The 23,397-nt window shown below is 69.2% G+C and carries 17 protein-coding genes and 1 pseudogene; 10 read left to right on the forward strand and 8 right to left on the reverse strand.

Translation table 11 applies throughout. The annotated features are described in order from the left end of the window. Positions 1 to 212: 212 nt before the first annotated feature. A complete protein-coding gene (locus tag IE260_RS03180) occupies positions 213 to 647 on the forward strand; it encodes a DUF6299 family protein (protein WP_189868891.1) in 435 nt (144 codons plus the stop codon). Positions 648 to 841: 194 nt separating this feature from the next. Here IE260_RS03180 and IE260_RS03185 read toward each other — a convergent pair whose 3' ends face one another. Both IE260_RS03185 and IE260_RS42525 read right to left on the reverse strand, forming a co-directional pair. Beyond that, positions 842 to 1,750 (reverse strand): DUF2637 domain-containing protein, encoded by a 909-nt coding sequence (locus IE260_RS03185; protein ID WP_229880381.1) that lies wholly within the window; start codon positions 1,748 to 1,750, stop codon positions 842 to 844. 12 nt (positions 1,751 to 1,762) lie between these two features. Then, on the reverse strand, positions 1,763 to 1,888 hold the full coding sequence (locus tag IE260_RS42525; protein ID WP_268254914.1) for a hypothetical protein: 126 nt from the start codon (positions 1,886 to 1,888) through the stop codon (positions 1,763 to 1,765). A 429-nt stretch (positions 1,889 to 2,317) separates the two neighbouring features. Here IE260_RS42525 and IE260_RS03195 point away from each other — a divergent pair, with 429 nt between their 5' ends. Next, positions 2,318 to 3,115 (forward strand): VOC family protein, encoded by a 798-nt coding sequence (locus IE260_RS03195; RefSeq protein WP_189868892.1) that lies wholly within the window; start codon positions 2,318 to 2,320, stop codon positions 3,113 to 3,115. Positions 3,116 to 3,171: 56 nt separating this feature from the next. On the opposite strand, the gene IE260_RS03200 is transcribed toward IE260_RS03195, so the two are convergent. The 5 genes and pseudogenes from IE260_RS03200 to IE260_RS03220 form a co-directional block, all read right to left on the reverse strand. After that, the gene (locus tag IE260_RS03200) at positions 3,172 to 4,251 is read right to left on the reverse strand and encodes a sensor histidine kinase (protein ID WP_189868893.1); all 1,080 of its coding nucleotides are present in this window, start codon (positions 4,249 to 4,251) and stop codon (positions 3,172 to 3,174) included. Continuing rightward, positions 4,244 to 4,939 carry a response regulator transcription factor gene (locus IE260_RS03205; protein ID WP_189868894.1) on the reverse strand — a complete coding sequence of 232 codons (696 nt, stop codon included), beginning with the start codon at positions 4,937 to 4,939 and terminating at the stop codon, positions 4,244 to 4,246. The genes IE260_RS03200 and IE260_RS03205 overlap by 8 nt, the downstream gene beginning before the upstream one ends. Before the next feature lie 68 nt (positions 4,940 to 5,007). Next, positions 5,008 to 5,712 carry a VanZ family protein gene (locus IE260_RS03210; protein ID WP_189868895.1) on the reverse strand — a complete coding sequence of 235 codons (705 nt, stop codon included), beginning with the start codon at positions 5,710 to 5,712 and terminating at the stop codon, positions 5,008 to 5,010. A 95-nt stretch (positions 5,713 to 5,807) separates the two neighbouring features. Continuing rightward, complete coding sequence (locus IE260_RS03215) at positions 5,808 to 7,337, reverse strand: helix-turn-helix domain-containing protein (RefSeq protein ID WP_189868896.1); 1,530 nt, start codon at positions 7,335 to 7,337, stop codon at positions 5,808 to 5,810. A gap of 64 nt (positions 7,338 to 7,401) precedes the next feature. Then, a pseudogene (locus tag IE260_RS03220) lies at positions 7,402 to 7,596 on the reverse strand (DUF4236 domain-containing protein); the annotation flags it as partial. Positions 7,597 to 7,913: 317 nt separating this feature from the next. Between IE260_RS03220 and acnA the strand changes: the two are divergent. Further along, the gene (gene acnA / locus IE260_RS03225) at positions 7,914 to 10,631 is read left to right on the forward strand and encodes an aconitate hydratase AcnA (protein ID WP_189868897.1); all 2,718 of its coding nucleotides are present in this window, start codon (positions 7,914 to 7,916) and stop codon (positions 10,629 to 10,631) included. A gap of 121 nt (positions 10,632 to 10,752) precedes the next feature. Here the strand turns inward: acnA and IE260_RS03230 are convergent, their stop codons facing one another. Next, a complete protein-coding gene (locus IE260_RS03230; protein WP_189868898.1) occupies positions 10,753 to 14,553 on the reverse strand; it encodes a GH92 family glycosyl hydrolase in 3,801 nt (1,266 codons plus the stop codon). A 395-nt stretch (positions 14,554 to 14,948) separates the two neighbouring features. On the opposite strand from IE260_RS03230, the gene ngcE reads away from it, so the two are divergent. From ngcE to IE260_RS03265, 7 genes are all read left to right on the forward strand, one after another. After that, complete coding sequence (gene ngcE, locus IE260_RS03235; protein ID WP_189868899.1) at positions 14,949 to 16,409, forward strand: N-acetylglucosamine/diacetylchitobiose ABC transporter substrate-binding protein; 1,461 nt, start codon at positions 14,949 to 14,951, stop codon at positions 16,407 to 16,409. Positions 16,410 to 16,494: 85 nt separating this feature from the next. Beyond that, a complete protein-coding gene (locus IE260_RS03240) occupies positions 16,495 to 17,421 on the forward strand; it encodes a carbohydrate ABC transporter permease (RefSeq protein ID WP_189868900.1) in 927 nt (308 codons plus the stop codon). 4 nt (positions 17,422 to 17,425) lie between these two features. Then, positions 17,426 to 18,349, forward strand: a complete 924-nt coding sequence (locus IE260_RS03245) for a carbohydrate ABC transporter permease (RefSeq protein WP_189868901.1) — start codon at positions 17,426 to 17,428, stop codon at positions 18,347 to 18,349. 205 nt (positions 18,350 to 18,554) lie between these two features. Further along, positions 18,555 to 19,766, forward strand: a complete 1,212-nt coding sequence (locus IE260_RS03250; RefSeq protein WP_189868902.1) for an ROK family transcriptional regulator — start codon at positions 18,555 to 18,557, stop codon at positions 19,764 to 19,766. 133 nt (positions 19,767 to 19,899) lie between these two features. After that, complete coding sequence (locus IE260_RS03255) at positions 19,900 to 21,003, forward strand: substrate-binding domain-containing protein (protein WP_189869055.1); 1,104 nt, start codon at positions 19,900 to 19,902, stop codon at positions 21,001 to 21,003. 167 nt (positions 21,004 to 21,170) lie between these two features. After that, a complete protein-coding gene (locus tag IE260_RS03260; protein WP_189868903.1) occupies positions 21,171 to 21,962 on the forward strand; it encodes an ATP-binding cassette domain-containing protein in 792 nt (263 codons plus the stop codon). Continuing rightward, complete coding sequence (locus tag IE260_RS03265) at positions 21,959 to 23,254, forward strand: sugar ABC transporter permease (RefSeq protein ID WP_189868904.1); 1,296 nt, start codon at positions 21,959 to 21,961, stop codon at positions 23,252 to 23,254. Before IE260_RS03260 ends, IE260_RS03265 begins: the two co-directional genes overlap by 4 nt. Positions 23,255 to 23,397 lie beyond the last annotated feature (143 nt).

Consider the following 23,397-nt stretch of genomic DNA (forward strand, 5'->3'; position numbering starts at 1 on the left):
GTCGGTGGGACCGTCGCATGGTTCGACCGTGCGCCCGCCGAGAAGTCATCGCCAAGGCCCGGCGGCGAAGCGTGACAACACCCGGACAACCCGGCGACGGTTCCACGACGGCCGACGCGGACTCGCCACCGAAGGGGTGACGATGACGGCCGTCGGCCCGCCCGCCCGGTACCAGTGGAAGCCCCACACTCGAACAACCGGGAGATTCCACCATGCGTGTACGACCCGCCACCTTCGCCGCGGCCGCCGGCGCCGCCCTGTTCCTCCTGGCGGCCCCCGCCGCGAGCGCCGCCCCCACCGCCACCGAGACGCTGACCGTCGACCGGACCGGCCGGATCGCCTCGGACGGCACCATCACCCTCTCCGGCACCTACCGCTGCACCGCCGGCACCGGCCCGGTGTACGTCAGCTCCTCCGTGAGCCAGAACTCCGGGGTCCTCAGCTACGGCATCGGCGGCACGAAGGCCGTGTGCGACGGCGAGGAGCACCGCTGGGTCAACACCGGCCGGCCCGCGGCGGCCGACGCACTGCGCCCCGGTACGGCCCACGTCGAGGCCACCCTGCTGGAAATGCGCCCCGAGGGCATCGCGGTCAAGCCGGCCTTCCACGCGATCCAGCGACAGGAAATCACCCTCGTCAGAGGCTGATTCCCGCCCGTCCCCGTGCGCGCCGGGCCGGCACGGGGACGGACGATCTCCCTGCCGTTCTTCCGATGATTACGTCTTTCGAGGCGACTTCTGTATGTCGTTCCGCCGCGCACCGTCCGAGGAACTCGCACGGTCCACGGCGGTCATTTCCTTCCCGCAGGCGTCACATGACCGGTGTGTTCGCGCGAGTGCCGTCAGGGCCGCTGCCGCGTCGGCCGGCCGGGTCGATTCGGAACTCGGCCCTCCGGGCGGTCCCGGACCTCCGCCCGAGCGGGGTCGGCGGGGTTGCGCGGGTGCGGAAGCGACACGTCACGGGCCGACGCACCGGTCGTCTCGCCGGACCGCACCGGCGCGGGACGCTGACGGTGCCTCGGCGCCGCCCGCCGCGGCGGACGCGTGAGGGTGATCTGCCGGACCACTTGCTGGAAGCAGACCAGCGAGGCCAGCCCGGGCAGCGCCGCCGCCGCCGTGTCGCTGGGCGTCCTCGGCGCGTGGGCGACGCACAGCAGCATCGCGATGAACGAGAACAGCAGGACCACGGCCCAGGAGTGGACGGCGCGGCGCTGGTGCAACGCGGACCGCAGCACGGACAGCGACGCCACCAGCCAGGGCCCGTAGACCAGCAGCGGCCACCACGACACGACGCCGTCCTCGGCGCGGCCCACCGCGGTCAGGCGCAGCGGTTCGTAGGCCACCATCCCGCCGAACAGGCTCACCGAGGCCGCGATGACGGCGGCCAGTGCCGCGAGGAGGAGGCTCGCGGCCCGCAGGCGGCTCACCTTCCTGCCCGGACGGACCTTGCGGTGGCTCGTGGGGGAATCTCTCAGCGGCGGCAGTTCCGCGGTGATCTCCTGCAGATTGCTCAGCGGCGATCCCGGCGCGGGGGAGATGGCCGAGGGGTCCGTTTCGTGCCGGACGGGGGCCTGCTGTTCCATCGCGTCCTGGAGCAGGAAGGCCAGCTCCTCGGCCGGGTCCCAGCCCGGCTCCGGGGGCACCAGGGCCTCCGGGAACGCCCCGCCGGGAGCACGGTGCCGGCCGGTGCCCGCAGTGGGGAACGGCCCTTCGGTGTAGGACGTGTGGCGGTCGACTCGTTCGTGATGCATGACGCGGCCGGGTCACTCCGCCCGGGTGTACGTCAGAGCGCCCTGGGACCGGCTCCACCGCTCGGCGAGACCCGTCTCCAGCTCGGTGAGGACGTCCAGGAGCCGCTGCAGGACGGGTTCGGTCACGCGCAGGGACACGGGGAGTCCGCCCCTGGTCAGCGTTCCCTCGACCGGTGACGAACAATGTGCCCGCCCGGGCGTGTAGGTGTACGGGCCCAGCGCCACCGGACACCCCCCTTCGGTGACGTTGCCGTACTCCCGTGCCAACAGGTAGGAGACCATTTCCCCGTTTTCCTCGGTCATATCCGAAGTAACGTCTGCCTAGTGCGTCGGATGCGTGGCAGTCGAGTGAACGATTTCTAGGATGCTTACCAAATCCAGAATTCAGACAGGCGCGAAAGTAACGCTGTACGAAAAGCGTGAAAGGGCGCGCGAACGGGGGAACGCGGGGCCGGCGGCACCGGTTCGCCGGCCGGCGGGGGAGCGCCCGTGCGGTCAGGCCGACGGGCGAGTGTCAGTGCCTGGTGTCACGCTGAGGTCACACAGGATCTGCGAAAGGGCATCGCCGTGATCACCACCGACTTCGTCCCCGGCTCCCCCTGTTGGCTCGACCTCGGTGCCCCCGACGTCCGGGCCGCCGCGGCCTTCTACGGCGCGGTCCTCGGCTGGGAGTACGAGACCATGGGCGAGGGGGAGGACATGGAAGGCGGGATGTTCCGGAAGGACGGCAAGATCGTCGCCGGGCTCGGCAAGCTCACCGAGGAGGGTGCCCGCCCGGCCTGGATGATCTACTACTGCGTCACCGACGCGGACGCCACGACCCAGGCCGTCCAGCGCGCGGGCGGCAGCGTGCGGGTGACGCCGACGGACCTCGACGACTGGGGCCGGATGGCGCAGTACAGCGACCCGCTGGGGGGCCAGTTCGCCGTCTGGCAGCCGGGGAAGGACAAGGGCGTCGAGCTGGTGGACCAGCCGGGCTCGCTGTCCTGGACGGAGCTGTACACGAGTGACGCGGCCGCCGCGAAGGAGTTCTACGGCGGTGTCTTCGACTGGCAGTTCAGCGACATGGAACTGCCGGGCGGCGGTGGCACGTACTCCCTCATCACGCCCGCCGGCCTCCCCGAGGAGCGTATGCACGGCGGCCTGATGCAGCTCCGCGAGGAGGACCTCGCCCTGACGAACGGGCGCCCGTACTGGCACCCGGTCTTCGCCGTCGCCGACTGCGACGCCACGGTCGCCAAGGTCACCGGGAACGGCGGCAGCGTGCAGATGGGGCCGGAGGACGCGGAAGGCGTCGGCCGGCTGGCCGTCTGCCTCGACCCGGCGGGCGCGGACTTCGTGGTGCTCACTCCCGCCGAGAGCTGACGCCGCGTACGCGGATCCCTCGGTCCGCTCCGCCGCTGCCACGCCCGTGGCGACGGCTACGGCATGCCGGGAAGCCGGACCGTGACGAGGAGACCGCCGGCGGGCAGGGGGACGAGGTCGAGGGTCCCGTCGTGGGCGCGGACGACGCTGTGCACGATGGCGAGGCCGAGGCCGACACCGGCGTGTTCGTCGGTGCGTGCGCGTTCCGTTCCGCGCTGGAAGGGTTCGGTGAGGGTCGGCACCAGTTCCGGCGGGAGCGGATGACCCGTGTTCTCGACCCGCAGCACGCTCGCGTCGCCCTGCGCCTCGGTGTGGACCGTCACGGAGCCGCCGGCGGGGAGGTTGTGGACGACGGCGTTCTGGACGAGGTTCGTCACCATCCGCAGCAGGAGCTCCGCGGAGGCGGTGGTCCGCGTCGCTCCGCCGGTGACGTCGAGCGTGATCCCGCGCTGTTCGGCGAGGGGGAGCAGGGTCTCGGCGGCCTCTTCGGCGACGAGGGAGAGGTCGACGCTCTCGCGGGCGAAGTTCCCGCGGTCGCTGCGGCCGAGCAGCAGGAGGGCCTCGGTGAGGCCGATCGCGCGGGTATTGACGACCCGCAGACGTTCGAGGAGTTCGTCCCGGTCCCGCGTGGGGTCCCTGCGGGCGACGTCGAGCAGCGTCCGCGAGATGGTCAGCGGGGTGCGCAGTTCGTGGGAGGCGTTCGCGGCGAACCTCTGCTGTTCGGCGACGTGCGACTCGAGTTGTTCGAGCATGGTGTCGAACGCGTCGGCGAGTTCGCGGAATTCGTCCTGGCGGCCTTCCATGCGGATCCGGTGGGACAGCGATCCGTTCCCGGCCGTTCGTGTCGCGGCGGTGATCCGTGTGAGCGGTGCGAGCATCCGGCCGGCGAGGAGCCATCCCCCGACGAGGCCGAACACGAGCAGGAAGGCCATCGCCACGGCCGCGGCGGGGAAGAAGGTGCGCACCAGGAGGTAGCGGTTGGGCGAGACCCCGAGAAGACCCTGGGCGTTGTCCGGCACGTAGCGCAGCAGGAAGCCCCACACCACGGCCAGCAGGAGAGCCCCGGCGACGGCGAGGAACCCGGCGTAGCTGAGCGTGAGTCTCAGCCGGACGCTGAGCCCCGGGCGTCTAGACATGCGTACTTTCGGGGCGGGTGGCGCCGGGGCCGGTGTCGATGCGGTAGCCGACACCCGGAACCGTGGCGATGATCCACGGTTCGCCGAGCCGTTTGCGCAGTGCGGAGACCGTGATGCGGACGGCGTTGGTGAAGGGGTCGGCGTTCTCGTCCCAGGCCCGTGCCAGCAGCTCTTCGGTGCTGACGACCCCGCCCTCGGCGGCGACGAGGACTTCGAGCACGGCGAACTGTTTGCGGGTGAGCGCGACGTAGCGCCCGTCGCGGAAGACCTCCCGGCGGAAGGGGTCGAGGCGCAGGCCCGCGAGCTCGCGGACCGGGGGCCGGGCGTACGCGCGCCTGCGGTCGAGCGCCCGCAGCCGCAGCACGAGCTCCCGCAGCTCGAACGGCTTCGTCAGGTAGTCGTCGGCACCGAGCTCGAAGCCGGACGCCTTGTCGTCGATCCGGTCGGCGGCCGTGAGCATGAGGATCGGGATGCCGCTGCCGGAGGCGACGATGCGCCGGGCGACCTCGTCGCCGGAGGGGCCGGGGATGTCGCGGTCGAGGACCGCGAGGTCGTAGGAGTTGACGCTCAGCAGCTCCAGGGCGGAGTCGCCGTCGCCGGCGATGTCGGCGGCGATCGCCTCCAGCCGCAGACCGTCACGGACGGCCTCGGCCAGGTAGGGCTCGTCCTCCACGATCAGTACACGCATGCCCGAAGCCTAAGCAGCACGGCATATCGGCGACGTATGCAAGGACGTGCGCACACCGGACACCCGGCTCAGCCCACCGGCTCCGGCGCGGGGCGGGGCCGGTCGGACGCCGCTTCCGCCGTGGTGCGCCACCAGCGCCGCGAGGCCAGCCCGGCCAGTGCGGCGCCGGTGGCGTTGACCAGGACGTCGTCCAAGGAGGACACCCGGTCCAGGCGCAGGACGAACTGCGCGGTCTCGACCAGGACCGAGCAGCCCGCCCCGAGCGCCAGGATCCGCGGCACGGACGCCAGCGCCGCGAACCGCATCGGGGCGAAGAACCCCAGCGACGCGAACACCAGCAGGTTGCCGGCGATCCCCAGCGATCCCATCGTGACCAGGTCCCGCAGCGGCACCAGGCTCACCCGGGCGGGGACGACGCCGGCCCCGGCGCCCGGCATCAGGGTCAGCCACAGGAACGGCACCGTCCCGTGGACCATGCCCACCTCGGCCAGCGACGTCCGCCACGGCGACGCGACGCCGGCGGCACGCCGACGGCGCGCCAGGGCCCACGCCACCAGCACGGCCAACGGCACCGTGACCAGCGTCATGAGCACCACACCGTTGAACGTGTCGAAGCAGCCGTGCCACCGCCCGGCCATGCACCTGGGAGCGGACATCAGCAGCGGCCCCCGCAGGGCGAACAGGGCGCTCGCCACGCCGAGGGCCGCCAGGCCGAGCAGCACCCTCCCGCGCGTGCGGCGGGGCGGTGCGGACAGGGACGCGTCGTGGTTCATGCCCCCATTGGAGACGGAGGGCCGTTGCGGTGGCGTATGCGTTTTTCGATACGCCCGCGATACACAGGGTGCGGCGGCACCGCGATGAGCATCTGTCAGATGTCCCGGAACGTCTCGATCTGCGCCCCCACCGAGTTCAGGCGCTCGGCCAGGTCCTCGTAGCCGCGGTTGATGACGTACACGTTGCGCAGCACGGACGTGCCCTCGGCGGCCATCATCGCCAGCAGGACGACGACGGCGGGGCGCAGGGCGGGCGGGCACATCATCTCGGCGGCGCGCCAGCGGGTGGGGCCCTCGACCAGGACGCGGTGGGGGTCGAGGAGTTGGAGGCGGCCGCCGAGGCGGTTGAGGTCGGTCAGGTAGATCGCCCGGTTGTCGTAGACCCAGTCGTGGATGAGGGTCTGGCCCTGCGCGGAGGCCGCGATGGCCGCGAAGAACGGGACGTTGTCGATGTTCAGGCCCGGGAACGGCATCGGGTGGATCTTGTCGATCGGCGCCTCCAGCTTGGAGGGCCGGACGGTGAGGTCCACCAGGCGGGTGCGGCCGTTGTCGGCGACGTACTCGGGCGTGCGGTCGTGGTCGAGGCCCATCTCCTCCAGGACGGCCAGCTCGATCTCCAGGAACTCGATCGGCACCCGACGCACCGTCAGCTCGGACTCGGTGACGACGGCGGCGGCCAGCAGGCTCATCGCCTCCACCGGGTCCTCGGAGGGGGAGTAGTCCACGTCGACGTCGATCACCGGCACGCCGTGCACGGTGAGCGTGGTGGTGCCGACGCCCTCGACCTTGACGCCCAGCGCCTCCAGGAAGAAGCACAGGTCCTGGACCATGTAGTTGGAGGAGGCGTTGCGGATGACGGTGACGCCGTCGTGGCGGGCGGCGGCCAGCAGCGCGTTCTCGGTGACGGTGTCCCCGCGCTCGGTCAGCACGATCGGGCGGGCGGGCCGGACGGACCGGTCGACCACCGCGTGGTACTGGCCCTCCGTCGCCGCGACCTCCAGACCGAAGCGGCGCAGCGCGATCATGTGCGGCTCGATGGTCCGCGTCCCCAGGTCGCAGCCGCCCGCGTAGGGCAGCTTGAAGCGGTCCATGTGGTGCAGCAGCGGGCCGAGGAACATGATGATGGAGCGCGTGCGCACCGCGGCCTCGGCATCGATGGCCGCCATGTCGAACTCGGCCGGCGGCACGATCTCCAGGTCGACGCCGTCGTTGATCCAGCGGGCGCGCACACCGATCGAGCCCAGCACCTCCAGGAGCCGGTAGACCTCCTCGATGCGGGCGACCCGGCGCAGCACCGTGCGCCCCTTGTTGAGCAGCGAGGCGCACAGCAGCGCGACGCACGCGTTCTTGCTCGTCTTGACGTCGATGGCACCGGAGAGGCGCCGGCCGCCGACCACGCGCAGGTGCATCGGACCCGAGTAGCCGAGCGAGACGATCTCACTGTCCAGAGCTTCGCCGATCCTGGCGATCATCTCAAGGCTGATGTTCTGGTTGCCGCGCTCGATGCGGTTGACGGCGCTCTGGCTGGTTCCGAGCGCCTCCGCGAGCTGTGACTGCGTCCAGCCGCGGTGCTGCCGGGCGTCACGGATGAGCTTGCCGATGCGTACGAGGTAATCGTCTGCCATGAGGCTGAGGTTATCTCAGATATGAGATGGCGCCTCTCAGGGGGTCCAATCGGGTGACGGGACGTCAATGTCGCCTGGTGGTACGGGTGCGGCGCCATCCGAAAGGTCCGGGCAAATCCATCGATGTCGTACGACGTCCCGTGCTGCTGCGGGTGTGCCGGGGGCCGTTCCTGCCGCCGGTGGTGATGGACCAGGAGCGTTTGTTGAGGTTCAGGCGTACTCCGGGAAGGATCCGGAAGCTCTTGCGGAACGTGAGGGGCGTCGTGCCTCCTTCCGAGGTTCGCCGGGCTGCCCCGGCTCCACTCGGTTACCCGGACTTCGCGAAGTGATGGCCGGCGCGCGCCGCTCGGCCGGGGTGCGCCGTCGCCCCGGGTGGGGCGCACGCCACACCGGGTCCGGGCATGACCAGTCCGCCCCCATGTACTAGAGTTATCTCGACATCGAGATATCTGCCGAGGCGCACCGCAGCCGCCACCCTGGTAAGGGCTACCTAACTTAGCCTTACCTTAGCGGATCGGCCAGGGCGGCGTGGCGGCAGGATGCGGTGGTACGCGCACATAAATGAAGGAGACTGTCGTGTCGGCGAACAGCTTCGACGCCCGCAGCACGCTGCAGGTGGGCGACGAGTCGTACGAGATCTTCCGGCTGGACAAGGTCGAGGGCTCCGCGCGCCTTCCCTACAGCCTGAAGGTGCTGCTGGAGAACCTGCTCCGCACCGAGGACGGCGCGAACATCACCGCCGACCACATCCGCGCCCTCGGCAGCTGGGACTCGCAGGCCCAGCCGTCGCAGGAGATCCAGTTCACGCCGGCCCGCGTGATCATGCAGGACTTCACCGGCGTGCCCTGTGTCGTGGACCTCGCCACCATGCGCGAGGCCGTCAAGGAGCTGGGCGGCGACCCGGCGAAGATCAACCCGCTGGCCCCGGCCGAGCTGGTCATCGACCACTCCGTCATCGCCGACAAGTTCGGCACCAACGACGCCTTCAAGCAGAACGTCGACCTGGAGTACGGCCGCAACAAGGAGCGCTACCAGTTCCTGCGCTGGGGCCAGACCGCCTTCGACGAGTTCAAGGTCGTCCCGCCGGGCACCGGCATCGTCCACCAGGTGAACATCGAGCACCTGGCCCGTGTCGTCATGGTCCGCGACGGCAAGGCCTACCCCGACACCCTGGTCGGCACCGACTCCCACACCACCATGGTCAACGGCCTCGGCGTCCTCGGCTGGGGCGTCGGCGGCATCGAGGCCGAGGCCGCGATGCTCGGCCAGCCGGTCTCCATGCTCATCCCGCGCGTCGTCGGCTTCAAGCTGACCGGTGAGCTCAAGCCCGGCACGACCGCCACCGACCTGGTGCTGACCATCACCGAGATGCTCCGCAAGCACGGTGTCGTCGGCAAGTTCGTCGAGTTCTACGGCGAGGGCGTCGCCGCCACCTCGCTCGCCAACCGCGCCACCATCGGCAACATGTCGCCGGAGTTCGGCTCCACCGCCGCGATCTTCCCGATCGACGACGAGACCCTGAACTACCTCAAGCTCACTGGCCGCTCCGAGCAGCAGGTCGCGCTGGTCGAGGCGTACGCCAAGGAGCAGGGCCTGTGGCTGGACCCGGCCGCCGAGCCCGACTTCTCCGAGAAGCTGGAGCTCGACCTCTCCACGGTCGTGCCCTCCATCGCCGGCCCGAAGCGCCCGCAGGACCGCATCGTCCTCGCCAACGCCGCCCAGCAGTTCAAGCTGGACGTCCGCAACTACGTGGACAGCGTGGACGAGGCCGGCGTCGAGTCCTTCCCGGCCTCCGACGCCCCGGCCGTCGCCCCGAACGGCGCCCCGTCCAACCCGGTCACCGTGACCGCCCCCGACGGCACCTCGTACGAGATCGACCACGGTGCCGTGACGGTCGCGGCCATCACCTCCTGCACCAACACCTCCAACCCGTACGTCATGGTCGCCGCCGCCCTGGTGGCCAAGAAGGCGGTCGAGAAGGGCCTGACCCGCAAGCCGTGGGTCAAGACCACCCTCGCCCCCGGCTCCAAGGTCGTCACCGACTACTTCGAGAAGGCGGGCCTGACCCCGTACCTCGACAAGGTCGGCTTCAACCTCGTCGGTTACGGCTGCACCACCTGCATCGGCAACTCCGGCCCGCTGCCGGAGGAGGTCTCCAAGGCCGTCAACGACCACGACCTCGCCGTCACCTCGGTCCTCTCCGGCAACCGGAACTTCGAGGGCCGCATCAACCCCGACGTCAAGATGAACTACCTGGCGTCCCCGCCGCTGGTCGTCGCCTACGCGATCGCCGGCTCCATGAAGGTCGACATCACCAAGGACGCCCTGGGCACCGACCAGGACGGCAAGCCGGTCTACCTGAAGGACATCTGGCCGACCGAGGCCGAGGTCAACGACGTCGTCGCCAACGCCATCGGCGAGGACATGTTCTCCAAGTCCTACAGCGACGTCTTCGCCGGCGACGCCCAGTGGCAGGCGCTGCCGATCCCGACCGGCAACACCTTCGAGTGGGACGCGGAGTCGACCTACGTCCGCAAGCCCCCGTACTTCGAGGGCATGGAGATGGAGCCCGCCCCGGTCGAGGACATCGCGAACGCCCGGGTGCTCGCCAAGCTCGGCGACTCCGTCACCACCGACCACATCTCCCCGGCCGGTGCGATCAAGGCCGACACCCCGGCCGGCAAGTACCTCACGGAGCACGGCGTCGAGCGCCGCGACTTCAACAGCTACGGCTCGCGCCGCGGCAACCACGAGGTCATGATCCGCGGTACGTTCGCCAACATCCGCCTGCGCAACCAGATCGCGCCGGGCACCGAGGGCGGCTACACCCGCGACTTCACCCAGGACGGCGGCCCGGTCTCCTTCATCTACGACGCCTCGCAGAACTACCAGGCCGCCGGCATCCCGCTGGTCGTCCTGGCCGGCAAGGAGTACGGCTCCGGCTCGTCCCGCGACTGGGCGGCCAAGGGCACCGCGCTCCTCGGCGTCAAGGCCGTCATCGCCGAGTCCTACGAGCGCATCCACCGCTCGAACCTCATCGGCATGGGCGTCCTGCCGCTGCAGTTCCCGGAGGGCCAGTCGGCCGGGTCCCTCGGCCTGACCGGCGAGGAGTCCTTCTCCATCTCCGGCGTGACCGAGCTGAACAACGGCATCACGCCGCGCACGGTGAAGGTCACCACCGACACCGGTGTCGAGTTCGACGCGGTCGTCCGCATCGACACCCCCGGCGAGGCGGACTACTACCGCAACGGCGGCATCATGCAGTACGTGCTGCGGAGCCTGATCCGCAAGTAAGCGGTACGGCACAGCGGTCGAGGGCCGCATCCCCGGTCACCGGGGGTGCGGCCCTCGCCGTCGTACAGGAGGGGGGCGGGTCCGGGCCAGGGTCCGGACCCGCCCCCGGGGTCTCATCCGCTCACGCCAGCAGTTCCACCTCCGCCAGCGTGTGCTCGCCGTCGAGGACCAGGCGGTACTTCGCGTACGTGCCCGGTGACTTCACCGAGAACGCGCGGGTCTGCCGGTCCCACGTGAAGGTCTCCCCGGAGCGCTCGTCCAGGGTCCGCCACGTCGTCCCGTCGGACGAGCCCTGGAGCTTCCAGCCGGTCGGGGCCTCGGCCCGGTCCGCCGACGACGTCAGCGTGTACTGGAGGGCCTTCACGCCCTTCGACACCGGCAGGTCCACCGACGCGAGGGTCGCGTCCGTCGCCGAGGTGTCGTCGAACAGCGCACCGTCGCCCTCGACGGCGTCCTTGCGCGGCGTCGGCACCTCGTCGTCCTGGGCGATCGACACCGGCGCCGCGTCCTTGCCGGTGCCCCACGAGGACGGCCGCGGGCCCATGTCGAACTCCAGGACGCCGCCCTTGGCGATCAGCGAGTGGGGGAGCGCGGTGGAGTTCCAGCGCTTGCCGTTGACCTTCAGCCCCTGCACGTAGACGTTCTTCGCGCTGTTCTTCGGCGCCTTCACGACCAGTTCGCGGCCGTTCTCCAGGTGGACGGTCGCCTTGGTGAACAGCGGGGAGCCGATGGCGTACTCGCCACTGCCCATCACCAGCGGATAGAAGCCGAGGGAGGAGAAGAGGAACCAGGCCGACTGCTCGCCGTTGTCCTCGTCGCCGTGGTAGCCCTGGCCGATCTCGCTGCCGGTGTACAGGCGGGAGAGCACCTCGCGGACGTTCTTCTGCGTCTTGTGGGGCTGCCCGGCCGCGTCGTACATGTACAGCGCGTGGTGGGCGACCTGGTTGGAGTGGCCGTACATGCCCATGCGGACGTCGCGGGCCTCGGTCATCTCGTGGATGACACCGCCGTAGGAGCCGACGAACTCCGGGGAGGCCGTCTCCGGCGTGGCGAGGTACTCGTCGAGCTTGTCGCCGAGGCCGCCCCGTCCGCCGTAGAGGTTGGCCAGACCCCGGCTGTCCTGCGGGGCGGTGAAGGCGTAGCCCCAGCCGTTGGTCTCCGTGTAGTCGTGGCCCCACACGCGCGGGTCGTACTTCTCGGAGTCCACGCGCCAGTCGCCCGCCGCGTCCTTGCCCTGGAAGAAGCCGGCCTTCGCGTCGAACATGTTGACGTAGTCCTGGGCGCGGTCGAGGAAGTACGCCGACTCCTCCTTGTAGCGCTTCTCGCCGGTCTCCCTGTAGAGCTTCTCGCCCATCTTCGCGATGCCGTAGTCGTTGAGGTAGCCCTCCAGCGCCCACGACAGGCCCTCGTGCGTCTCGGTGCTCGTGTACCCGAGGAACGGCGAGGTCGCCATGCCCTTGCGGCCCACGCCCGACGACGGGGGCACGACGGTGGCGTTCTTCACGGCCGCGTCGTACGCCGCCTTCGCGTCGAAGTCGACGCCCTTGACGTACGCGTCCGCGAACGCCACGTCCGAGGAGGTGCCGGTCATCAGGTCCGCGTAGCCGGGTGAGGACCAGCGAGAGGTCCAGCCGCCGTCCTTGTAGTGCTGCACGAACCCGTCGACCAGCTCACCGGCCTTGGACGGGGTCAGGAAGGAGTACGCCGGCCAGGTCGTCCGGTAGGTGTCCCAGAAGCCGTTGTTGACGTAGACCTTGCCGTCCACGATCTTGGCGCCGGTGTGCGTCGGTGTGTCCGGCCGGGGCATCTTCGAGAACGGAGAGGCGTACTTGTAGGTGCCGCCGACCTTCTCGTGGCCCGCGTTCGGGTACAGGTACAGCCGGTAGAGGCTGGAGTACAGCGTGGTCAGCTGGTCCGGGGTGGCGCCCTCCACCTCGACCTTGCCGAGGATCCGGTCCCACTGCTTCTGGGCGTCCTTCTTGACCTTCTCGAAGGACGTGCCCTCCGGTGCCTCCTGGCGCAGGTTGTCCTTCGCCTGGTCCACGCTGATGAGCGAGGTCGCCAGGCGCAGGGTGACCGTGCGGTCCTCGCCCGCGTCGAAGCGCAGGTGGCCCTTGACGCCGCTGGAGTCGCCGCCGGTGACCTTCTTGTCGAACTCGCCGTGGACGAAGAGCCGGGTCGCGCCCGTGGACAGCCCGGACTTGACGTCCGAGTAGCCGCTGAAGGTTCCCGTCTCCTTGTCCAGGGTCAGGCCCGCCTGGTCGGTGACGTTGTCGAAGATGACGCTCGCGTCGTCACCGGGGTAGGTGAAGCGCATCACCGCCGCGTGGTCGGTCGGCGCCATCTCGGCCCTCAGGCCGTTCTCGAACCGCACCCCGTAGTAGTACGGCCGCGCGGTCTCGTTCTCGTGCCGGAAGGCCAGCTCGCGGGCCTCACGGCCGGTGTCCGGGGTGCCGGAGGCGGCGGACGGCATCACCTGGAAGGTCTGCCGGTCGCCCATCCACGGGCTCGGCTCGTGGCTCGCGCTGAACGCCTGGAGCGTCGGCAGGTTGTCCGCGTTGTTGCCGCGCGCGTAGTCGTACAGCCAGCTCAGCGAACCGGCGTTGGTCACCGGCGTCCAGAAGTTGAAGCCGTGCGGCACGGCGGTCGCGGGGAAGTTGTTGCCGCGCGAGAAGCCGCCGCTGGAGTTGGTGCCGCGGGTGGTCAGCGCGTAGTCGGACAGATGCGCCTTCGGCCGCTCGGGAGCGGCCGTCCTGATCGCCACGTCGTCCAGCCAGCCGCGGAACTTCGCCGGGCCCTTGGGGGAGTCGTACGCCACCAGGATCCGGTCGACGGTCTTGCCGGCCGCGACCGAGCCGATGGACGACTCGACGTTGTTCCACTGGTTGACGTACAGCACCTTGGCGGCGCCCTGCCCCCGCGGAGTCAGCGCGAACCCGTGCTGGTCCGTCGCGCGCAGGTCGCTCAGGTAGGTGCCGTCGGTGAAGGCGAGGTCGACGGAGACGTTCGTGGCGTCGTAGTCGAGGTCGCCGTCCGCCATCGACGGGAAGATCCGGTACGACAGCTCGGTGCGGCGCTCGACCTTCACGTCGACGTCGAAGACCTTGTTGTACGAGTACGCCCGCCCGTCGGCCGTGTGCCGGCCCGCGTACCGCAGCGCACGCTTGCCGGTGAAGCCGGCGCCCGCCTTCGCCGTCGGCGAGCCGCTCGGGCCGCGGTCGACGAGGGAGAGCATGTCCTGCGGGACGGGAGTCTCGCTGTCGCCGGTGGAGAGTTGCACATCGGCGAGCTGGAGGATGTCCCCGCCGTTGTTCTTGGTGACCTCCAGCCGGAAGTGCCGGTACTCGGCCGCCTCGGCGAGGTCGTAGGTCTTCGTCTGGAACCGCTCGGAGAAGGACTCGCCGGAGCGGGTGTCCAGGGTCTGCCACTGCTCGCCGTCGGCCGACCCCTTGAGCGTCCAGTCCACCGGGTCGCGTTCGGCGTGGTCGTTGGCCGACGTCAGGGCGTACCGGGCCAACTGGACGGGCTCGTCGAGGTCGAACTCGACCCAGCCGGTCTTCTCGAACGCCAGCCATTTGGTGCTCGGTTCACCGTCGACGAGGTTCTCCTTGACCTCGCCGCCGCCCGTGTTCTCCGCGCTCGCCCGGACGTCGGTGACGTGGTCGGTGACATTGCCCGGTATGCCGGTGCTGTACCCGCCGTCCACGCCCGCGGCCCGCTTGCTGCCGTCCGGGGCGGTGTCGACGGTGTTGAGCCAGTCCGGGGCCGGGTCGTCCGCCTCGAACGAGGATGCGAACTCCCGGTCGGCGGCCGCGGGCGCGGCGGGCAGGGCGACCGCAGCGCCCTGTGAACCCGCCGCCAAGGCGAAGGCGGTCGTCACCACGACCGCCGGACCCCATCTGTGTCGAACTCTGTGCCGCATGCGCCAGCACCCTCCCTGCGCTCACTGGGGATGGACAACGTTGTCAAATTCGATGCGCAAGGACTAGTAGTGCGTGAAGGTGCCAATGGTGTCAAGGGTGTTGGCTGTGGCGCACCGCTCGGGTGCCGGGGATTTTCCTTCAGGGGGCACACAGGCCGCTCATATTTCCGCGAGGTCTCAACTCGGAAAAGACGTGCGGTGAACCTTGCATTCGATCTTGCTCCGCTGGCGGGAAGTGGACTATACCTGTCGGCCACTGGGGGATACGAGGGGGAACCACCAAGGCGCCCGAACTGCACGACCCGTACTTCCTGCACGACCCAGCTAGACCCGATCGCGGTGCCGGGAAGGATCCGGTTCACCGCCTGAGTCCTGGAGAAGGCGAGGACTTGAGCATGGGATCCACTTCCGCCGAGAACGCCGAGAACAACGGCACCGCAGGCGTCGGCCGCCGCGATCTGATCAAGCGGTCCGCCGCGCTCGGCCTGATCTCCGTACCGACGATGAGCTTCCTGTCCGCCTGCGCCAGCGGCGGCGGCGACGACCAGGAGAAGGCGAAGTCGGGCGAGAAGACCGCCAAGAACCCGCTCGGCGTCAACGACAGTGCCGGGATGGAATTCGTCCTCTTCGACGGCGGCTTCGGCAAGGAGTACGCCGAGGACGCCGTGAAGATCTACGAGAAGAACTTCCCGAAGGTGAAGGTGAAGTTCTCGGCGACGCAGAAGATCCAGTCGACCCTGCAGCCGCGCTTCAACCAGGGCAACCCGCCCGACCTCATCGACAACTCCGGTGCCGAGCAGATGGACATGGGCGTCCTCGTCGGCAAGAACCAGCTCGCCGACCTCACCGAGCTGCTGGACGCCCCGTCCTACGACGACCCGAACAAGAAGGTCCGCGACACGCTGCGCCCCGGCATCGTGGAGATGGGCCAGTTCGACGGCGACAAGGTCTGGATCCTGTACTACGCCTACACGGTGTACGGCAACTGGTACTCCCAGAAGGCGCTGGACTCGCTCGACGCCGAGTACCCGAAGACCTGGGACGAGATGCTCGCGGTCTGCGCGAAGGCCAAGAAGAAGGGCATGGCGGGCTGGACGTACGCGGGCAAGTACCCGTACTACATCCCCTTCTCGATGTACCCGATGATCGCCAAGGTCGGCGGCGCCGAGGTGCTGGACTCCATCGACAACCTGGAGCCCAACGCCTGGAAGCACCCCGCCGTCAAGGCGGTCTTCGAGGCCTACTACGAGCTCTACAAGAAGGGTTACATCCTCAAGGGCACCCCGGGCCTGGACCACATCCAGTCACAGACCGCCTGGGCCAAGGGCGACGCCCTGTTCCTGCCGAACGGCTCCTGGGTGGAGAACGAGTCCGCGAAGGTGATCCCCGCCGACTTCCAGGTCACCGTCTCCGCCCCGCCCGGCCTCGACTCCTCCGACAAGATGCCGTTCGGAACCATCTGGGCCTCCGGCGGCGAGCCCTTCGTCGTCCCGGCCAAGGCGAAGAACGGCGCCGGCGGCATGGAGCAGCTGCGCATCATGCTCAGCGAGGCGTCCTCGAAGAACTTCACCAGCAAGGTGAAGTCGCTGACCGCCTACAACGGCGGCACCGACGGCATCGAACTCACCCCCGGACTCAAGGCCGGTGTCGCGGCGCTGGAACTGGCCGGCGACAACGTGGTGAACCCCCGTCTGCAGGACTGGTACGTGCAGCTCCAGAAGGAGAAGATCGGCGTGGCCGGTCTCGGCGAGATGATGGCCGGCCGGCTCACCCCGGCCGAGGCCATCAAGAAGATCCAGGGCTTCGCCGACGAGGCCGCCAAGGATTCGTCGATCAAGCACTACAAGCACCAGTGAGGATGCGTCACCGGGGCCTGTCCGCCGCGCACACGGCGGACGGGCCCCGGCGGCGGCACCCGCGCGCAGATCGGGGTCGTTAGCCATGCAGCACGGCAAGTACCGGTTCATCGTGGGGTTCCTGGCGGTTCCCCTGGGGCTGTACGCGCTCTTCGTCGTCTGGCCGTTCATCCAGTCCATCTACTACTCGTTCACGGACTGGACGGGCCTGAGTCCCGACTTCAAGATGGTCGGCTTCGACAACTACTCACGGATGCTGGACGACGACATCTTCTGGAAGTCGTTGCAGCACAGCGTGATGTTCGCCCTCCTGGTGCCGTTCGTGACGCTCGGCCTGGCACTGTTCTTCGCCTTCATGATCAACGTGGGTGGGAGGCGCCGCAAGGGCGGACCCGCGATCACCGGCGTCCGCGGCTCCGGCTTCTACAAGATCGTCTACTTCTTCCCGCAGGTGCTCTCCATCGCGATCGTCGCCCTGCTGTTCGCGTTCGCGTACAACCCGGACAGCGGCGCGATCAACTCGCTGCTGCGCGGCGTCGGCCTCGACGGGATCCAGCCGCTGTGGCTCGGCGACCCGAACCTGGCGCTGTGGTGCGTGATGGCGGTGCTGGTGTGGTCCACGGTCGGCTTCTTCGTGGTCCTGTTCTCCGCGGGCATGGCCTCCATCCCGGCGGAGCTGTACGAGGCCGCGCTGCTCGACGGGGCCAGCCGCTTCACCACCTTCTTCAAGGTCACCCTGCCGCTGCTGTGGGACACCGTGCAGTCCGGCTGGGTCTACATGGGCATCCTCGCGCTCGGCGCCGAGTCGTTCGCGGTCGTACAGATCATGACGACCGGGCCCGGCGGTCCCGACTACTCGACCACCGTCATGGTCCTGTACGTGTACCAGAAGGCGTTCCGTGACGGTCAGGCCGCCTACGCGACCACCATCGGCGTCGCCCTCCTCATCGTCACGCTGGCCTTCGCGGCGGTCGTGATGCGGCTGGGCCGGCGCGAGCGGCTGGAGTACTGATCAGATGAAGACGACCGAGACCCCCGCCCCCGTACCGGCCGAGTCCGGTGCGCCCGTCCTGAAGGCCGACACCCCGCCCGGCGGGCCCCGGAAGGGGAAGAAGGAGGGCACCACCCTCAACGTCTTCTCCCACGGCATCCTCGTCATCTGGGCGTTCATGGTCGCCATGCCGCTGGTGTGGGCGGTCATGACGTCCTTCAAGGACGACGCCTCCATCTTCGGCTCGCCCTGGTCGCTCCCCGACAAGCTGAACTTCGACAACTGGTCCCGGGCCTGGTCCCAGGCCCACATGAGCGACTACTTCCTCAACACCGTCCTGGTGGTGGGCGGCTCGCTCGTGGGCACCCTGGTGCTGGGCTCGATGGCGGCCTACGTGCTGGCCCGGTTCGACTTCCCGGGCAACCGGTTCATCTACTACCTGTTCATCGGCGGCATGAGCTTCCCGATCATGCTCGCGCTGGTCCCCCTGTTCTACGTCGTGGACAACATGGGGCTGCTGAACACCATCCACGGGCTGATCCTGGTCTACATCGCCTACTCGCTGCCCTTCACGGTGTTCTTCCTGACCGCGTTCTTCCGCACCCTGCCGACCTCGGTGGCGGAGGCCGCGTTCGTGGACGGGGCCTCGCACACCCGGACGTTCTTCCAGGTCATGCTGCCGATGGCCAAGCCCGGCCTGATCAGCGTGGGGATCTTCAACTTCCTGGGGCAGTGGAACCAGTACATGCTTCCGACCGTGCTGAACACCGACCCGGACAAGCACGTCCTCACCCAGGGCCTGGTGCAGCTGGCGGTCAGCCAGGGGTACAAGGGCGACTGGTCGGGCCTGTTCGCCGGCCTGGTGATGGCGATGCTGCCGGTGCTGGCCGCGTACATCATCTTCCAGCGCCAGGTGGTCCAGGGGCTCACGGCGGGTGCCCTGAAGTAGCACGTCCGGCACCTTCGCACTCCTCGCGCATGCCGCTCCCGGACCTCCGGGGGCGGCATACGCGTGCGTGTGCGGTTGCGTGTGGGGGGCACCCGGATGCGGTTCAACCTCTTGACGGGAGGCGACCCGAACGGCTCAGCTTAGAGTTCACTAGTTGGACATGGACGGGGCCTCACCGAAGCGGTCCCGCGCGCAGGAGGTCGTCGTGGAGACTCCGGGGTCGCAGTCGTCGCTGCACCGAGCCAACCTGGAGAGGGTCGTACGAGCCGTACGACTCGCCGGGTCGCTCACGCAGGCGGAGATCGCGAGGACGACGGGCCTGTCCGCGGCGACCGTCTCCAACATCGTCCGGGAGCTGAAGGACGGCGGCACGGTCGAGGTCACGCCCACCTCGGCGGGCGGCAGGCGGGCCCGCAGCGTCTCCCTCAGCGGGGACGCCGGCATCGTCATCGGCGTGGACTTCGGGCACACGCATTTGCGCGTCGCGGTCGGGAACCTCGCCCATCAGGTGCTCGCCGAGGAGGCCGAGCCGCTGGACGTGGACGCCTCCGCGGCACAGGGCTTCGACCGGGCGGAACAGCTGGTCAGCCGACTGATCGCGGCGACCGGCGTCGACCGGTCCAAGATCGCCGGGGTGGGCCTCGGCGTGCCCGGTCCGATCGACGTGGAGTCCGGGACGCTGGGCTCGACCGCGATCCTGCCCGGCTGGGGCGGGACCCGTCCCGCCGAGGAGCTGCGGGACCGGCTCGGCGTGCCGGTGCACGTGGACAACGACGCCAACCTCGGCGCCCTCGGCGAGCTGGTCTGGGGCAGCGGCCGGGGGGTGCGGGACCTGGCCTACATCAAGGTCGCCAGCGGTGTCGGGGCCGGCCTGGTGATCAGCGGCAAGATCTACCGCGGCCCCGGGGGCACGGCCGGGGAGATCGGGCACATCACCCTCGACGAAGCCGGCCCCGTCTGCCGCTGCGGGAACCGGGGCTGCCTGGAGACCTTCACCGCCGCGCGCTACGTGCTCCCGCTCCTGCAGTCCAGCCACGGCACCGACCTGACGATGGAGGGCGTCGTGCGGCTGGCGCGGGACGGCGACCCGGGCTGCCGCCGGGTCATCGCCGACGTCGGCCGCCACATCGGCAGCGGAGTCGCCAACCTCTGCAATCTGCTCAACCCGAGCCGGGTGGTCCTCGGCGGCGATCTCGCCGAGGCCGGTGAGCTGGTCCTCGGTCCCATCCGGGAGTCCGTCGGCCGCTACGCCATCCCCAGCGCCGCACGTCAACTCTCCGTTCTTCCCGGGGCACTTGGGGGCCGTGCGGAGGTGCTCGGGGCGCTCGCGCTCGCCCTCAGCGAGATGGGCGATTCGACACTTTTGGACGGGACTGCCTCAGGGTCCCTCCAAGCTGCCACGCCTGCCTTCACTTAGAGCACGGATGGCACCGTTGTCATCTCGTTAAGGATTTACTTCTTGACGTCGCACGTGTGGCCGAGTTGACTTCCAGCCACCTCGGCCGCAACGACGCGGCCTCGTCAGGGAGGTTTCTGAAGTGAACACGCGTATGCGTCGTGCCGCCGTCGCCGTTGCAGCCACCGCGATGGCCGTCTCGCTGGCCGCCTGTGGCAGCGCCAAGGAGTCGGGCGACAAGGGCGACTCGTCCGGCTCGTCGGCCGCCGCGAAGGGCGACGACATCAAGGTCGGCCTGCTGCTGCCGGAGAACAAGACCGCGCGGTACGAGAAGTTCGACAAGCCCCTGATCGAGAAGAAGATCAAGGAGCTGACGAACAACAAGGCGGAGATCCAGTACAACAACGCCCGCCAGGACGCCAGCCTCCAGGCGCAGCAGGTCGACACGATGATCACCAACAAGGTCGACGTGCTCATCCTGGACGCCGTGGACGCCAAGGCGATCAAGAACTCCGTGCAGAAGGCCGTGGACGCGGGCATCAAGGTCGTCGCCTACGACCGCCTCGCCGAGGGCCCGATCAGCGCGTACACCTCGTTCGACAACGTCGCCGTGGGCAAGACCCAGGGCGAGGCCCTGCTCGAGGCCCTGGGCGACAAGGCCAAGAGCGGCCAGATCGTCATGATGAACGGCTCGGTCACCGACCCGAACGCCAAGCAGTTCAAGGACGGCGCGCACTCCGTCCTCGACGGCAAGGTGAAGGTCGGCAAGGAGTACGACACCAAGGAGTGGTCGCCGGACAACGCCAACGCCAACATGGAGGCGGCGATCTCGGCGCTCGGCAAGGACAAGATCGTCGGCGTCTACTCCGCCAACGACGGCATGGCGGGCGGCATCATCACCGCCCTGAACGCCGCCGGCATCAAGGTCCCGGTCACCGGCCAGGACGCCGAACTCGCGGGCGTGCAGCGCATCGTCAGCGGCGAGCAGTACATGAGCGTCTACAAGTCGTACCCGGAGGAGGCGAACGTCGCCGCCGAGATGGCCGTGGCGCTCGCCAAGGGCGAGGACCTGGGCTCCATCGCCAAGGACAAGGTCTCCAGCGGCAGCGCCAAGGACGTTCCGTCCGTGCTGGTCCCGGTGGTCTCGCTGACCAAGGACAACATCAACGACACCGTCGTCAAGGACGGCATCTACACGGTCAACGAGATCTGCACGGCGAAGTACAAGTCCGCCTGCGACAAGCTCGGCCTCAAGTAGGCAGTCACCCGTCCCGTACCGCGCGAGGCGTGTACGGGACCGGCTGCACGCAGCTTCCTCCGGCGCCCCGCACACATCAGCCCCGCAAGCTAGGCGGGGCGCCGGACGGAACACCCACCCCCCAAAACTCTCTGCACAACCTCCCGCCGGGTCAGGCGGCGAAGGAGATGGTTCACGTGTCCGCTACGCCCGTGCTGGCGTTGCGCGGGGTCTCCAAGCGGTTCGGTGCCGTCCAGGCGCTCACCGACGTAGAGCTTGAGGTCCACGCCGGTGAAGTGGTCGCCCTGGTGGGCGACAACGGCGCCGGAAAGTCCACGCTGGTCAAGACGATCGCCGGCGTGCACCCCATCGATGAAGGCGCCATCGAATGGGAAGGCAAGACCGTAACGATCGGCAAGCCGCACGACGCCCAGAACCTGGGCATCGCGACCGTCTACCAGGACCTCGCGCTGTGCGACAACATCGACGTCGTCGGCAACCTCTTCCTCGGCCGTGAGCTGAAGAAGTTCGGTGTCCTCGACGAGGTCGAGATGGAGCGCCGCAGCCGCGAGCTGCTGACCACGCTCTCCATCCGGATCCCCAGCGTGCGCATCCCGATCGCCTCCCTCTCCGGCGGTCAGCGCCAGGTCGTGGCGATCGCCCGCTCGATGCTCGGCGAGCCCAAGCTGGTCATCCTCGACGAGCCCACCGCCGCCCTCGGCGTGGAGCAGACCGCCCAGGTGCTCGACCTCGTCGAGCGGCTGCGCGAGCGCGGTCTCGCGGTCATCCTCATCAGCCACAACATGGCCGACGTGAAGGCCGTCGCCGACAAGGTGGCGGTCCTGCGGCTCGGCCGCAACAACGGCGTCTTCGAGGTCAAGACGACCTCGCAGGAGGAGATCATCTCCGCCATCACCGGCGCCACCGACAACGCCGTGACCCGCCGTGCGGCGCGCACGAACGGGGAGGTTTCGAAGTGAGCACCGACAAGACCTCTACGGCGGAGCAGGACACGAACGCCGTCGAGAACCCCGAGGCGGCCGCCGCCGCGGTGACCGCGGTCGACCCGCGCCTGCTGGTCCGGGAGCAGGGCCTGGCCGGCTACCTCGGCGAGTTCAAGCGCAAGATCAAGGCCGGCGAACTGGGCTCCATCCCGGTCGTCATCGGCCTGATCATCATCTGCGTCGTCTTCCAGAGCCTGAACTCCGCGTTCCTGTCCGCGCAGAACATCAACGACATCACCGTCACGATGGTCGGCACGGGCATGATCTCGGTCGGCATCGTCTTCGTGCTGCTGCTCGGCGAGATCGACCTGTCGGTCGGTTCGGTCAGCGGCGCGGCCAGCGCGATAGCCGCCGTCCTCGCGGTCAACCAGGGCTGGCCCGAGTGGCTGGCGGTCCTCACCGCCGTCGCGGCGGGCGCGGCGATCGGTGCCGCCCACGGCTTCTTCTTCGCCGTCCTCGGCGCCCCGGCCTTCGCCGTCACGCTGGCGGGCCTGCTCTTCTGGCTCGGCTTCATGCTCCAGACGCTGGGCGAGAACGGCACCATCAACCTGGACAGCGACGGCTTCATCGGCAAGCTGACCACGTACTTCTTCACCGACGTGGCCGCCGCCTACGGGCTGGCCCTGCTGGTGACGGTGGTCTTCTTCGTCACGTCCTTCCTCGGCAACCGCCGCCGCGAGGCCGTCGGCATCCCCTCGCGGCCGCTCAGCGACACCGTCCTGCGCACGGTGCTGCTGGCCGTGATCTCCTTCGCCGCGGCGTTCATGTACAACCAGTACAAGGGCCTGCCGCTGGCCACGGTGATCTTCCTGGTCTTCCTGGTCGGGACGGACTTCCTGCTGCGCCGCACCTCCTACGGCCGCAAGGTCTTCGCCCTCGGCGGCAGCGTCGAGGCGTCCCGCCGCGCGGGCATCAACGTCACCGCGATCCGGATCTCCGTCTTCGCCATCTCCGGCGGCTTCGCGGCCATCGGCGGCCTCTTCCTGGCCTCCAAGATCGCCTCGGCCAACCAGAGCGCGGGCACCGGTGACCTGCTGATGAACGCGATCGCCGCGGCGGTCATCGGCGGTACCAGCCTCTTCGGCGGCCGGGGCCGCACCTGGAACGCCCTGCTGGGCGTCCTGGTGATCGTCTCGATCCAGTACGGCCTCCAGCTGGAGTCCATCGCCGAGCCGGTGAAGTACATGATCACCGCGGGCGTGCTGCTCACCACCGTCGTCATCGACTCGGTGACCCGCAAGACCCAGAAGACGGCCGGCCGCGCCTAGCCGCAGCGGCCCTTCTGACGGGATCTGTGCCCGGCACCGACGGCGGTGCCGGGCACAGCCGTGTCATAGGACAGTCACTTGTTGGGTACGGCCGAATGCGTGACGTACGACGCACCGCCCGGACACGTTCCGCCAGGGCGGAA

Source organism: Streptomyces viridiviolaceus (genome assembly GCF_014650995.1).
Classification (GTDB): Bacteria; Actinomycetota; Actinomycetes; order Streptomycetales; family Streptomycetaceae; genus Streptomyces; species Streptomyces viridiviolaceus.

Bases quoted from the DNA above. Each gene is read 5' to 3' on its own strand.
- IE260_RS03180 (WP_189868891.1), top strand. From the start codon at position 213: ATGCGTGTACGACCCGCCACCTTCGCCGCGGCCGCCGGCGCCGCCCTG.
- IE260_RS03185 (WP_229880381.1), bottom strand. From the start codon at position 1,750: ATGCATCACGAACGAGTCGACCGCCACACGTCCTACACCGAAGGGCCG.
- IE260_RS03200 (WP_189868893.1), bottom strand. From the start codon at position 4,251: ATGTCTAGACGCCCGGGGCTCAGCGTCCGGCTGAGACTCACGCTCAGC.
- IE260_RS03205 (WP_189868894.1), bottom strand. From the start codon at position 4,939: ATGCGTGTACTGATCGTGGAGGACGAGCCCTACCTGGCCGAGGCCGTC.
- IE260_RS03210 (WP_189868895.1), bottom strand. From the start codon at position 5,712: ATGAACCACGACGCGTCCCTGTCCGCACCGCCCCGCCGCACGCGCGGG.
- IE260_RS03215 (WP_189868896.1), bottom strand. From the start codon at position 7,337: ATGGCAGACGATTACCTCGTACGCATCGGCAAGCTCATCCGTGACGCC.
- IE260_RS03230 (WP_189868898.1), bottom strand. From the start codon at position 14,553: ATGCGGCACAGAGTTCGACACAGATGGGGTCCGGCGGTCGTGGTGACG.
- ngcE (WP_189868899.1), top strand. From the start codon at position 14,949: ATGGGATCCACTTCCGCCGAGAACGCCGAGAACAACGGCACCGCAGGC.
- IE260_RS03240 (WP_189868900.1), top strand. From the start codon at position 16,495: ATGCAGCACGGCAAGTACCGGTTCATCGTGGGGTTCCTGGCGGTTCCC.
- IE260_RS03245 (WP_189868901.1), top strand. From the start codon at position 17,426: ATGAAGACGACCGAGACCCCCGCCCCCGTACCGGCCGAGTCCGGTGCG.
- IE260_RS03255 (WP_189869055.1), top strand. From the start codon at position 19,900: ATGCGTCGTGCCGCCGTCGCCGTTGCAGCCACCGCGATGGCCGTCTCG.
- IE260_RS03260 (WP_189868903.1), top strand. From the start codon at position 21,171: ATGGTTCACGTGTCCGCTACGCCCGTGCTGGCGTTGCGCGGGGTCTCC.